Source organism: Paenibacillus azoreducens (assembly GCF_021654775.1).
Classification (GTDB): domain Bacteria; phylum Bacillota; class Bacilli; order Paenibacillales; family Paenibacillaceae; genus Paenibacillus_AQ; species Paenibacillus_AQ azoreducens.
On sequence record NZ_AP025343.1, the window covers coordinates 6,561,362 to 6,575,479 of the forward strand.

8 protein-coding genes are annotated in these 14,118 nt (G+C 49.4%); 4 read left to right on the top strand and 4 right to left on the bottom strand.

Annotated elements, in window-relative coordinates:
- Nucleotides 1-93: 93 nt before the first annotated feature.
- On the bottom strand, nucleotides 94-1,335 hold the full coding sequence (locus tag L6442_RS29400) for an ABC transporter substrate-binding protein (RefSeq protein WP_212979068.1): 1,242 nt from the start codon (nucleotides 1,333-1,335) through the stop codon (nucleotides 94-96).
- Nucleotides 1,336-1,662: 327 nt separating this feature from the next.
- The gene (locus L6442_RS29405) at nucleotides 1,663-2,670 is read right to left on the bottom strand and encodes a LacI family DNA-binding transcriptional regulator (RefSeq protein ID WP_212979069.1); all 1,008 of its coding nucleotides are present in this window, start codon (nucleotides 2,668-2,670) and stop codon (nucleotides 1,663-1,665) included.
- A gap of 353 nt (nucleotides 2,671-3,023) precedes the next feature.
- Between L6442_RS29405 and L6442_RS29410 the strand changes: the two genes are divergently transcribed.
- Complete coding sequence (locus L6442_RS29410; RefSeq protein ID WP_212979070.1) at nucleotides 3,024-3,911, top strand: YwqG family protein; 888 nt, start codon at nucleotides 3,024-3,026, stop codon at nucleotides 3,909-3,911.
- A 61-nt stretch (nucleotides 3,912-3,972) separates the two neighbouring features.
- On the top strand, nucleotides 3,973-4,863 hold the full coding sequence (locus L6442_RS29415; RefSeq protein WP_212979071.1) for a DUF4261 domain-containing protein: 891 nt from the start codon (nucleotides 3,973-3,975) through the stop codon (nucleotides 4,861-4,863).
- Nucleotides 4,864-5,012: 149 nt separating this feature from the next.
- On the opposite strand, the gene L6442_RS29420 is transcribed toward L6442_RS29415, so the two are convergent.
- Entirely contained in the window at nucleotides 5,013-8,705 is a 3,693-nt protein-coding gene (locus tag L6442_RS29420; protein WP_212979072.1) for an invasin domain 3-containing protein, read from the bottom strand.
- Nucleotides 8,706-8,824: 119 nt separating this feature from the next.
- The gene (locus tag L6442_RS29425) at nucleotides 8,825-8,995 is read right to left on the bottom strand and encodes a hypothetical protein (RefSeq protein WP_212979073.1); all 171 of its coding nucleotides are present in this window, start codon (nucleotides 8,993-8,995) and stop codon (nucleotides 8,825-8,827) included.
- Between the two features lie 218 nt (nucleotides 8,996-9,213).
- Between L6442_RS29425 and L6442_RS29430 the strand changes: the two genes are divergently transcribed.
- Both L6442_RS29430 and L6442_RS29435 read left to right on the top strand, forming a co-directional pair.
- Nucleotides 9,214-9,537, top strand: coding sequence for a hypothetical protein (locus L6442_RS29430; protein WP_212979074.1), 324 nt, complete (start codon nucleotides 9,214-9,216; stop codon nucleotides 9,535-9,537).
- Between the two features lie 96 nt (nucleotides 9,538-9,633).
- Nucleotides 9,634-14,106: a helix-turn-helix transcriptional regulator gene (locus L6442_RS29435; protein WP_272880297.1), complete on the top strand. Its 4,473-nt coding sequence runs from the start codon at nucleotides 9,634-9,636 to the stop codon at nucleotides 14,104-14,106.
- Nucleotides 14,107-14,118 lie beyond the last annotated feature (12 nt).

Consider the following 14,118-nt stretch of genomic DNA (forward strand, 5'->3'; position numbering starts at 1 on the left):
GCCTTCGAAGCTTATTCCGATTACTTTGCGGGGACCCCTTAACTTTCTAATATAGAAGAGAGCGCACAGGCCGCGCCCTCCCCCTCAAAAACTCTACTTGCGGGCCGCCACTTTATCCCATTCCGTATCGAACTGCTTCACGTATGCGTCGATATCTTTCTTTTGCATGAAGCCTTGAATGATCGTGTCGGCTTTGACCGCGCTAGGGATATAGTGATCGGAGAAGTCTTCGATCGCTCCGCTTTCGAATGCTTCATTAAATCCTTGAACGCTGGCATCGGATTGGTTCACGCCTTTGACTGCGGAAAATGCCTTTTGCTGATCGATGAAAGTCTGCACATTCTCGGACTTCAGCAAAAATTCGATAAATTTCTTCGCTTCTTCCGGATGTTTCGTGTTTTTGGAAACCGTCAAAAGCGTATCGACGCCGGAGATGACCTTGTTCCGGCCCGCATCATTTGTGCCAGGGAACGGGAATACGCCAACCGAGGCATCCGGATTCGCTTTCAAAATTTCCGGAATCGCCCACACGCCTTGCAGATACATTGCAGCTTCGCCTTTGGCAAATGCCGCATTGCCGTCGTTGTATCCCTTGCCGTACATATCCTTTTCCGCGAAATCCATGAGCTTCAATTGCTTTTCGGCTACTTCGCGGAATTCGGGGCTGTCGAATTTGGTTTTCCCTTCGGCACGCTCCCCGTAGAAATCAATGCCCATAATTTCCGTTGACAAGGAGTTAAATGGGACCAGCGTCGTCCAGGAATCCTTGATGGTCAAATAGAAGGGCGTTTTGCCTGCATCTTTGACCTTTTGCGCTGTCGCTATCAGTTCGTCCCAGGTTTTCGGAATTGAAAGCCCAAGCTCTTCAAACATTTTTTTGTTATAAATGACTCCGCTCGCATTCGCCGTAAACGGAATGCCGTTTACCTTTTCGGAACCGGTCAGCTTGTTCATCATGTTCAGATATGCGGGCTGGATATTCCCGGTTAATCCGCTATCCGAAAAGTCGGCAAACACTCCGCTTTTCGCCAACTGCGCATAGGTGTCGGTCGCGCCGATGCCGATAATGTCCGGTACGTCTTTTTTGGCTACGCGGGTTTTAAGGACGGTTTCGGCATCCGGAGGATTCACCTGGGTCACTGTGATATTGGGATTGGCATCGTTAAACTTTTTGACCAACTCATCAAAGGAAGCTTTGGCTTCGGTTTTATTCTGAAAAAATTCCAGCTTGATCTTTCCGTCGTCTGCAGCATCTTTTTTGCCTCCGCAGCCAGCCAGAGCCATCGCAAATAATGCGCTTACAAGTACAATTGAAATCATCTTTTTCTTTTTCATCGTTTTGACCCTCCAATGATTTTATCGTTAAATGAAAGAGTAAACGTTTACTGTATGGTTAAAAAAAATGATGTCTTCAGAACTTCTACTGACCACCCCCTATTTAAAATTCACTTTTTTGATCATGAAATTATATAATTTAAACTAATGATTGAGCAGATAAAGGCAGCCGGGTGAAATGTATGGATAAGATTTTGAATAGTAAACGTTTACTCAATTATTGAAAAAATGAGCCTTTGAATCAATTTCATAATGGATTACGGAACTTGAAAACATCTACATCCAGTTGAATTCAGGCATCCGGCGACATGATGAAATTGATGATCTTCAAGGCAATTTTCGAACGGTTTGTCTTTCAACGATGTAATGACTAACGATGCTGCTGGACACCTGCGACGTGTTTTCTATTAATGCTATCAGTTTTTCCGTGGCAAGCCGGCCCATATCTGCAAGCGGTTGATGAACCGTCGTCAGCGGCGGGTAAATCATTCTGGAAATGTTTAAATCATCATAGCCGATGATCGATAGATCATCTGGGATCTTCAGCCCTTTCTCAAACGCAGCTCCCATGGCCCCGACGGCCATTTCATCACTTGCGGCAAACACGGCCGTGAATGATGGAGCTTCCGCCAGCAGCTTATGCATGGCCTGCCTTCCGCTCTCATAGCCAAAATTCCCGTAAGCGATCCTGTCTTCATCAACTTCTATTCCGTGATCGGCAAGCGCCTGTTTATAGCCCTCCACACGCGGTGTTCCGGCGATCGGATCGGTTAACGTGCCACTGATCATGGCGATTTCGCGATGTCCGTTCCGAATAAGATAATCCGTTGCCTGATATGCGGCTTGGCGGTCATCGACCTTGACGTAGGGAATCATATGCTTATGAGTCTGCGTGTTGACCAGTACCACCGGTACCCTCATGTCATTGAGCGCCTCATAATACTCATCCTTCAAAAACTCGCTTGTGAACACGATTCCGTCGATCTGTTTTTCCCGCAGCACCTGCAAATATTTCATCGTTCTTTTGCCGTCTTCGGCCGTGTTGCACACGATCACGCTAAACCCCTTTTCATGTGCCGCATCCTCAACGCCATGCAAAATATCCGATGAAAAGTTGCTTGAAACATCGGGAAACAATACCCCGATCGTTTGCGTCCGTTTATTGATGAGTCCACGGGCAATCGCATTGGGTTGATAACCAAGCTCCTCTACCGCCTGCAGCACCTTTTGCTTTGTTTTGTCCGAAAAGCCTGTAAGGTTATGAAGCACGCGGGACACGGTGGCAACGGATACATTCGCTGCTTTGGCCACATCTTTGATTGTCGGGGGATTCATTCACATTACCTTCTTTATGCTGCAAATTAGAAAAAATGAGTAAACGTTTAACTTGTTACCGAGTATAATGTTCTACGTAGCGTTTGTCAATGATTTTACGTTTTCGCAAACGCGAAATAAAATTGTTAACATTATAAAATTTTACCCTGCCCTGTTGGGTACAAGGGATTATGGATGCGTATAACAGTATCATATAGAATATTGTTAACCACGAAGCAATTTCATAATGGATTTATATCGAGTTTGTGGACCTTGATACAAGAGCATCAAATACATATGATCTATATCCAACTTGATTTCAAACAGCAAGCGGCATTATGAAATTGACTCACGTGAAAATAATGGAGGACATCATGAACCTGAATGAAGGCAATCGCAAAAAACTCGAGAAACTGATCTCCGAACATCAATGTGACCATATCTCGGAATATCTCCTTGAGAATACCCGCCAAGGAATCCGGTACAGCAAATCGGAGGTTGAAAACTACGAAGCTGCCGGTCATTCCAGAATCGGAGGAGATCCCGATCTTCCTTCCCACACCGAATGGCCCGCGACTACCGACGGGATACCGATGACTTTTGTGGCGCAGCTGAACCTGAACGATTTGGCCGGACAGGCCGATACTCCGCTGCTTCCCAAAAGCGGCATGCTTTATTTCTTCGTGGGTGTGGATGAACCGGCTTACAATATCGAACACCATGTCATCCATGTACAGGCGAATGAGCTTGCTTCCGTCAAACGCCGCATGGCACCGGAAACGACAGCCTTGGAAGAACAATTTAACGGGTATCGCATTGAAGCCCGAACGTCGCTTGAACCGCCGAACTATGCCTATGCCGATTATGACGTGATTGAGAGCGATACGTTTGATTATGACGATTATGAAGATCTAACCTTTGCGATTAGTGAACATCAAAACGAGGATATCGCCACGATGTTTGGTTATCCGACGGATCAGCATGGAGACTGCGAACATGAAGCCGCCTTGATGATTTTAACCGGCCAAGATTATGATTATCATCCGGAGCAGGCGCTGCGGCAAATAACTGATCATTTTGCGGGAAATCGGGACAAGGCTGAGGAGGAAATACAGGATACGCTCATGCTTTTGGAAATCGAAAGCGATAACGATGTCGGATTCTGCTGGTGGGATGCCGGCGTGCTGCATTTTTTTATCCGCAAGGAGGATTTGCTGGCAGGCCGCTTTGACCGCACCTATTGTTCACTTTATTCAAGCTGAGAAAGAGCAATATCAGTAATAGCCAATAAATTAGGAGGCGTTAAAACTGGATACGAATGAAATGCTTGAACAGGAAAAAGACTTCGGTTTTGCCCGGGTGTACGGTGTGGAGCTAAAATACAAGCAGCCGCCAAAGCTGGACCGCAACATGCTTTACGAGAAGATGGAACATTACACGGGTAAAGTGGATCGCAAAGAACAGCAAAATCCAGACACTGCGGGACTTGCTGTGTGGGAAGCGAACAATCAGGAATTGCTGCATTTTTTCCATCTGAATTATATGGTTGAATACGCGCAAGGCGAAATGCCGGCGCAAACCAGCCTGGTGGATACGGAAAGCCGCCCGGTCACGGACTATGAAACGGCCATTCAGCAGTCCTGGCATTGGCGGGAGGCAGCTCAAATCGTGAGTGAGTGCGAGCACTCGCTGCTGTTGATCGACATGATGGCATCGGGACTTGATCCCAAATCGCGGCTGCAGCTGTTTACCGGTTCCCTGCGGGCGGTGCTGGAAACAGCGCCCTGCGACGCAATCTATTTCCGGGAAAGCGACAAGCTCGTCGAGCCTAGCGCTTATCTGGCGGCGATTGAAGAAGGTGAGCTGTTATATGGTGCGCTGAACATACGTTTTTATAATGTTGAAGGCACCGGCAGCGGCCGCCCGGAAGGTCTGATGGATTCATTGGGACTCGCCGCGCTGGGCATTCCTGATGTTCAGTGTCATTATTACGATCTGGAGCCAGATGAAGTAGCCGGTAATTTGCTCAATATCGCCTATTATTTATTTGACCGCGGAGACGTTATTTCCGACGGGGAGACGGTTGGTTTCACCGAAGAGATGCGCTGGCGCTGCGAGCACCAATACGCGCTGGCCGCGCCGCACCGGGTTGTCATCGATATAGATCCGGGAGAGCCTTATTATGCCGGCAGACAGGGCGCAGAACAGTCATAACCCCTACTAACCCCTACATCCCGTGAGCCTGTTATGTGCAGTTTTATATCAAATAGAGAAAAACCAGTCTTTCGCACGGAAAATCGTGCGTAGACTGGTTTTTTATATGCATTCATGCGATTGAAGATAAACCTTGACTCACCAAAGTCTTATTGGGCTCGGTCCCCGTCAATAAATCCCGCTTTGAGCAGCATTCGGTACAAAAGCGCCGTCGTTTCGGCGCGGGTTACCGGTTTCTGCGGATGCAGCGCATTCCCGTCACCCTTCACCAACCCTCCGTCAATGGCGATCCGAATAGCTTCGCTTGCCCAATTGCTAATTTGATCATGATCCGTGTAACGTTCCAGATCAACCATGACTCCGGCGGCATTTGTTCCCGGATGGCCATTCATCAGCTGCATCGCCCGAACGATCATCACGATCGCCTCCTGCCGGGACACCGGCTGATTCGGTTTAATTGCTCCATCCTTGAAGCCATCCATCATGCCATTGGCTTTCATGGCTTCGATCGCGCCGCTGTACCAGCTTGATTCAGTTACGTCTTGGAATTCCCGACCGCCCTCTTTTTCAGGCAATCCCATGGATCTGGCAAGCAATGCGGCCAATTCAGCTCGTGTCATGACAGCCTCAGGGGCGAATCGGCTTCCGTCTATGCCTTGAACAATCATTCTGCTGTTCATGTCTTCGATATCGGCCGCAGCCCAATGACCTTGTATATCCGTTAGCTTCGGAGTTTTGTATATCAGCACAAACGCGCCGTTCGTGAAGCTGTGAATGAAAGCAGCTTGGCGCCCATCCACTTTAATGAATTTCGTCGGCACCGGACGTATCCCTTGCTTAGGGTCCCAAACTGCAGCCGTTGAAACTTTGGCGTTCTCGCCCGGCAAGTAAACGACCCTCTCCACGAAATGTTTGAAGCTGGGGACTTCTTTTTTGGAGCCGTGATTCTGCACATACATATGAAAAAGAACCGGCTCACCTACAAGCTGTAAATCTCCTTGATCCGCCGCCTTTTGCAGCCCGGTCACCGCTTTCGCTTGGCCAGGTTCAATCGTGATTTGAACTTCCCCGTCCTTTGTCCAATCCGGCTCTTGCTTCACTACTTCGGCCAAAGGCAATCGATATTGGCCTTCCTTGGTCTTCAGCATGATTACAGCCTTCTCTCCAAGGAGTTTCGCCGTTTCAACGGGGATCCGGAAAGCGACTTTGCCCGGCTCGTTAGCGATGGAAACCGAAAGCTCAGAGTCTGCAGCGGAACGTGCATCGAGTACCTTTTTTATTGTTTTGATATCTAAAAGAACTTCAGTGAAGTTCGTCCCATTGGCTGCTGGCTGCCGCGAGGCAATGCCGGATACCTTTTGCTCATTGATCCAAACCGCGATCGGGTTGCCGGATGGCGCAGTGTTTGATGGAAGCTCGGCATTCGGAGCTCCCCCAGAATAGGAACCAGAGCTGGGGCCTGAATTAGGGCTCGGACCAGGGCCTGGATTTGGGTTTGGGTTTGGATTGGAGCCGGGTTCCGTGCTTTCAGCTGAACGAACCACGGTGAGCGTATATGTTTTAATGGAGCCGTCTTGTGCCTTGACCTCAACCTCAAACTTGTTGCTGCCAAGCTGAAGGGGATACTCATCGGTTAACGTTCCGCCATTTACCTCTACCCCATTCACGGAAACGGCAGCGTAAGTATTCTCCGCCTTCAGTATCATTTTTACGCCATGTACCGGATATGCCGCCCCGACCGAATAATTCGTTTTTTCCGGATCAAACTTGAAGTTTACCAATCCTCCTACTCCTGTCAGCTGCCAAAACGCCAGATTCGCGTTGCTGCTCCTCGGAACAATATTTGCGATTTCGATCAGGCTAACGTTCGCGTTGCCTGCCGCATCGCGCACATAGATAGAAAAAATCCCGTTTTGCTGTACGGTGAAATGATTCTCTATTTCCGTTCCCTCCGTCTCGAAATAGGAGACAGGATGATTTCCTTCAGCCCATTTGATAGCCGATATGCTGTTGAACTCGCCATAGGCGGCGGCCTTTACCGTAACCGTAACACTTTCAAATGTCGAGGTTACGGGATCCGCTTGCAGTTCAATACCCGGAGGCTGCTCATAAGTAAATTTGATGCTTACGGTTTGGTCCAGCGTCACGCCGCTGGTTTCCTCCTTTGCAAGAAAAGTCACATTTTCCGCCGCCGTATTGGTAACCTCAAATATGGCAAGTCCGTTCTCATCGGTCACCCCATTGACCTCATGAATAACGGACCGCCCGCCATCGTCTTGCAGCAGCACCCGTTTTCCGGCGAGCGGATGATCAAATTCATCATTAAGTTTGACGGTAATCGACGCTTTACTGCTTCCATCCGCTTGTACGACAAGATCGCTGGCGGTCATTGTCGAATGGGAAGCACTTACCTCTCCCGACACGAACTGCACATTCGCCGTTTGCTCCACCGCTTGGCCGCCGATGCTTGCGCTGATCGTCGCGGCGCCTACCGTCGTTGGAGCCGTCAATATCGCCGTGTACGTTCCGTTTTGGTTGTCCGTTACTGCACTGACGATACCTGCCGTCGCAGTAATGACAACATCAGTCCCGCCGCTTGTTACGTCATTTCCCTGCGCGTCCTTCAGCTTCACGCTGATCGCCGTTTGGCTTGTCCCGTCTGCAGGCAGAAAAGAGTCCGCTGCTTCAACCATACTTGTTTGAAGGGACGGCGGCCCTGACAAGAACTGTACGCTCGCCGTTTGCTCCATCGCTTGGCCGCTTATGCTCGCGCTGACCGTCGCGGTGCCTACCTTTGTTGGAGCCGTCAATATCGCCGTATACGTTCCGTTTTTGTTATCCGTTACGGCGCTGACGGTACCTGCCGTTGAGGTGATGGCAACCACAGCGCCCGCGCTTGTTACGTCATTCCCCTGCGCATCCTTCAGCTTCACGGCGACCGGCGTTTGGCTTGTCCCGTCGGCAGGCAAAGAAGCGGCTCCCATTTCAATCATGCTAATCTGAAGTGACGGCGGTCCAGGTACGAACCGCACGCTTGCCGTGTGCTCCATCGCTTGGCCGTCGATGCTTGCGCTGATCGTTGCGGTGCCAACCGTCTTGGGAGCGGTCAGCGTCGCCGTGTACGTTCCGTTGTGATGATTCGTTACGGCGCTGATGGCACCTGCCGTCGTGGTCATGGCAACTTCAGGCGCTCCGCTTGTTATGTCATTCCCCTGCGCGTCCTTCAGCTTTACGGTGATCGTCGTCTGGCTTGTTCCGTCGGCGGCCAGGCTCGAATCCGCGCTTGCGATCCCGCTCTCGGCCGGGGATAACGAATAGTCCGGGACCATATAGGTCTTGAAAGCAAAATCATATCCGGGAGCCGCAGAGGAACCCCCTTTATAGGGATCACCACCGGCCATGTACCAGCCGAAACCCGAAGGTTGTCCGAATTCAGTGGATACGACCATCCGATACATCGTATTTCTCTTCAAATAAGGCGATTCACCGGAAAAATCGATCGTTGCCCAACCTGACCCGAATGAGGCCAACTCCGCAGATCCCAGCGGCTTCGAAAGATCTCCTTCCTTATATAACACTACCCGAAGAGCTCCAGTCGCACCAAAGCTGTCGAATATATTGAGTTCAATCCTGCCCAGTTTTCCGGTTACGGATGGCGTAAATGTCTGATATTTCGGGTAATCACGATTCACCCAACCATTCCCTTCGGATTTTGTCTGCTCTTGATCCAAGACAGCCGTATCGTCAGCGAAAACAGACCTCTCCCAAGGTAATCCCGACACAATCAATGCAATAATCAGCAGGGCGGCAGTCCATCGCTTCCCCTGTTTCAACACCTTCATCCATGCTCCTCCCAGTCTTAGCTTCGATATGATCGCGATGATGATTACAATCCATATCATTTCATCCCTTTTCATAAAACCAGCGCTTCATTTTTCTACTAACCATGACTTTTCGGGTTTCAGCCCGCAAAAAAGGTGCCTATTCCAACAACGGCTGCCGCAACGAGACAAATGCCGAAAAACCACTTGGTAAATCTTAGGCTCATGCCAGCTCCGTCCCACCAGACCTTGACGTAGATGACAATGCCAAGCAGAACGATGCTAATAAAAGCGATGAAGGCATTCGTCATTTTTCCTCAATCCCCTCCAAATGAAGTAATGGCAAATAGAAGCATAGGTCATATTTTTCAATTCCTTAATACCTAAAAAGGGGTATTTTCCGCAAAAACAGCGTTATGTCTACAAAATCCAACTCTACCTCTATCGTGGTATGGCGTTTTCTGTCATGCGGCTTTAAGATAATCGGTAGGTTTTATATGCGAGGGCAAACCATGAAAGAGAGGGCTAAATGTCGAATATGTTTGCATCCATCTGCACTAATGCCAAACGGAGGATCCTCGTGGTCAACGTGGTTATTCATAGCTTCTACATTCTTGTACTGCCTGTGTGGTATTTTTTGTCCGTATTCTCTGCGCCGAATGTGGGGCAAAGCTGGAATCTTGCGGTATGTTACTACGCTTTAAAACTGTATCCCTACGCCGTAATCGTCATCATTGCTTGGGCCTGGGTATTTTATGAAAAGGGATTTTACAAATGGACCTATCCGCTTAATGCCATTCCCGCGGTCCCTATAATCTTATGTACGGTACTGATGGCTGGTCATATCGGTTAGCTTTCCGGGCATTTTTTTGGGGCTGTTGCATATGGGGCTCTTCTATTAAAATAAATCGTAACTGGAAGTAATGCTGACGTTAGAGGTGTCCGAAAAATGAAAATGAATCATCCCTCAGAGAGCTCCCCGGGCCAATCGGAACATACCACTCGGGGCCAAGATTTTGGAGCAGAACTGGCAGCAGGTGTGACCCTTGAGGAATACATGGGACGGCAAAAGTGTGTTGATCCGGATCTGTTTGTCCTGCTTGCAAGATCGATTGCGGCGTGTATCTTGAAACTGCATCTGAAGCAAACTCTGCATCTCGATCTGCGACCGGAGCGAATTGGCCTCTTCCCCGGCAAAAATGAAACTTTTCTGGTCGATTCCGGGGTTGCCGTCCAATGTTCGGAGTCCGGTTATGCCCTCCCCCAAGACTTCAGCGTTTCTGAAGCCATCCTGCCCTATTGCCCGCCCGAACTTACCGGCCGAATGCTTCGGACGGTGGATGAACGCAGCGATCTGTATTCTCTGGGCGTGATTTTCTATAAAATGCTCACTGGCCGCCTGCCTTTTACAGCCGACGATCCGCTCGAATGGGAGTATATGCATCTGGCGCAAACCCCGCCGCCATTGGCAAGCCAAGGTGCCGAATTGCCTGAAGGGCTGTCCGCCATCGTCATGAAGCTGCTGGAAAAAAATCCGGATAATCGTTACCAAAATGCGGGTTTTCTCATTCAGGATTTGGATAAAATAGGGGATTCCCAGGGTACCTTTCTTATGAAACCCGGCCTCCACGGCAGAGAGTATGAAATGTCCATGCTGACGCAAGCCTTTTATTCCACATGCTTCGGATCAACGGAAATGGTATATATATCGGGCGAAGCCGGCATTGGCAAAACAAGCCTGATGGATGAAATGTTCCGAAAGCAGCAGCATGCGCAGGATTTCTTTTATATCACAGGCAAATTCGAGCAATTATCCATGGAAAGCCCTTATCATCCGATTATTCAGGCGTTCCGCGGATTGATGCGCCATTTGCTGGGGCTGCGGATAGACCGGTCCGAGGAGTGGAAAACCAAGCTGCAAAACGCTTTAGGTTCCAATGCGAACGTTATAACAGCCATTATTCCGGAGGCGGGACTTCTGCTGGGCAATACACCGGCAGCGGAAGAGCTTCAGGCCAGTGAATCGAAAAAAAGGTTCATTTACGCTTTTCGCAAATTTGTGCAGGCACTGGCTTCCAAAGAACAACCGCTTGTCCTGTTTATCGATGACCTCCAGTGGGCCAATTCCTCGTCTCTTCAGCTGCTTCATGCGCTGCTAAGCGATCCGGAATCCCAATATCTGATGATTGTCTGTGCCTACCGCCATACGGAAACGGATGAAACCAGGCTGCCCGGGTATGAACCGGACGGAAATGTAACGGATCAGGCGGTTGTCCGCCGCATCCACCTATCTCCGCTCAGTTTGGAACAGATGAACCGGATCGTCATGGAGATGCTTTATAGCTCCGAAGATACAACGCTGCCTTTGACGGAATTGTTATATCATCGATCAGGCGGAAACCCTTTTCACTTCAAACAGATTCTGCTCCGCTTGCAGGACGATCGTTTGCTTGCATACAACCATGAAACGCGTTCCTGGCAGTGGCATCTGGGCCAGATTATCGACCAAGAACCAAACTTCTCCATCCATGATTTGATTGAGCATAAGCTGCGCCGTCTCTCGCCTGAAGCACAGCGGCTGCTCGAAATTGCTGCCTGTGTGGGGAGCGCGTTTGATCCGCAACTGATCGCATGCGCCTTCAAAGGAAAGACCGAAACCGTAACGGAAGATTGGTCCGCCATTGAAAGCGAGGGCATGATCGTTCCGATGGAAGCAGATCGTTTCCGTTTTGCCCACGACAACATACAGAAGCTGATATATGGCCGGATAGCTGATGGCTCAAAACAGGATATCCACCTCCGGATCGGCAAATGCTTGGACGGCGATAACCGCTGGAATGAAAGTGATTTTGATGCAGTCAACCATTTGAATCTGGGTTCGGGCAAAATGACGGACAAACAGGAAATCCGTCATCTTATTGAGATGAATCTGAACGCGGGAAACCGCGCCAAAGCATCTTCCGCCCACGACGTCGCGCTGGCGTATTTCAGCAAAGGCGTGGAACTGCTGACCACAGAAGATTGGAATCAAATGTTCGATCTCAGCTTCGAACTTCATGCACAAAAGGCAGAATGTCAATATTTATGCGGAAATTCCGAGGAGTGCAGCCGGGAAATCGATTTTCTGCTAGGGATTGCCCGCAATCCCGTTGAACGCAGCAGAGTGCAGATGATCCGGATTATGAAGTACATCAACCAAGGGAGATATTTGGAAGGCACGGCTCTCGGGCTTGAAAGATTGAGGGAACATCGAATTATCATTTCGCCTCATCCGGGTAAATTCATGCTGATGATCGAAGGCATGCGGATCGAGATGCTGCTGCGTGGACGGTATGACAAGCTCGCCCAATTAAAGGAGATGTCGGATCAAGAGCGGATTGCCGTAATGAATCTGATTTTTGCGATCACCCCCTCCACCTTCTTCACCGATAAAAAGATCTTTTTCCTGCTCATGTGCAGAGCCATCCAACTATCGCTTAAATACGGGAATACTCCTGTATCCGCAGCCGTGTATTCCTCGATCGGCATGGTACTGGGGCAAGCGATGAATAAATTCGATAAAGGTTATGCACTAGGCAAAATTGGCGTGGAGCTTTCCGAGAAATACGACATTGCCTCCATTAAAAGCAAAACCTACACGATTTTTGGCGGCGTGTTATGCCAGTTTGCCGGTAACGCCAGCGAAGGCGACGCCTATTTGGACAAGGCCCTCCGCTTCGGTATGGAATCGGGCGATTACGTGTTTGCCAGCTATGCGATGGGAGCGCATGTCAATTCCTTGTACATCAGAGCGCCTTTAAGCGAATTAGCCAGAACGATTGCGGATTATATGACGGTGTTGGATACCACGAATGATGAATTCGTGAGGCAGAATTTTTATTTGTATCAGCGGTACATTCTCGCTCTTCAGGGAAAGACGGCTGCTCCCGACTCGTTTAACGGGAACGGTTTTGAAGAAGAGGAGTTTTTGAACCGCATCAGTCGGGAGGAAACTTCGGCTACCACCTTGTTTCAATACAGCACATATAAAACCCAGCTCTGTTATTTGGCGGGCCGCCATCATGAAGCGATTCGCTGGGCCAAGGAGGCGGAGTCTTATGAGGCCTATGCCACCCACCTGCCTCATCTGCCTGAATGCCTGTTCTACGAATCACTGGCCATTACGGCCAGTTATCCGGACTTACGCCAGGAAACCGGCATGAGGAAAAAGGTGATCGGCAATCTTCGCCGTTTCCGCAAATGGGCTGCTTGGAGCCTGAAAAATTACCATTCAAGGCTGATTCTTTTGGAAGCGGAATATGCGTATGCAAACGGCGATTGGGACAAGGCCGAAGAGATGTATGACAAGGCGATCCGCGAAGCAAGGGAACATGGAGATATCCAGGTTGCAAGCATTGCCTGTGAACGTGCAGCCAACCATTTCTTGAAACGGGATCAACGAAAATCAGCGTTGCATTATTTGCATTCGGCTGTTGAAGGATACTCTCATTGGGAATTAAATATGAAGATAGCGGAATTGGAAGAACGGATGGAAAACCTGCAAAATCCTGCGAATACCGGGCGAGCAACCGAAAACGGACAAGCTGAAACTGTCCCGATAGCTCCGGAACAGGCTCATGGAGCAGCGCTTCTTCCATCTCCCCCTCCATCCTCCGGCGTCGACTTTGCGGCAATTTTGAAAAAAATGCAGTCGGCAGCAAACCCTATGGACATGGATGCGGTGCTGACGGAAATCATGAACAACATAATGAAATATGCGGGCGCAAGCAAAGGGGCCCTACTTGCAACCAGTCATGACACGCTTGTTGTTCAAGCATATGCCGATTCGAAAACTCAGATCATCACCTCGCCTTCAGAGCTGAGCAACAGTGCTCTTTTGCCTGAAGGAATTATTCGGTATGTTTACCGTACCGGGGAAGATGTCCAATATACGGGGGGCGAAGAAAGCTGGTTGATTCATAACCCTTATATCGCCTTAAACCATCCGCAATCCGTTTTATGTACTCCGGTCATCGTTCATGGCATTATGCTCGGGATTCTTTACCTTGAAAACAAGCTGGCCCAAGGCGTATTCACTAAAGCTCGCATGGAATTGCCGCTGACCCTGGCTTCGCATGGCATTTTGATGTGCGTGCTGCAAAGCTTTGCCGAACAAGCTGCTGCAGATCCCGATACGGACGAGGAAACAGCTCCCGTGCCAGGTCACATGGAAGAACCGCTTACGGATCGCGAGCTTGAGGTGCTTGCCTTATTGGCGGCAGGTTTGTCCAACAAGGAAATCGCCGATCAATTGATTATTGCCGTCGGAACAGTGAAGGTTCACGTCAAAAATATTTTTGCAAAATTAAAGGTGAACCGCCGCACGAAAGCAATTGCTCAAGCCAAGGAGCTTAAACTACTGGATCAGACCTCGAAACCGTAACATTCGGTTCAT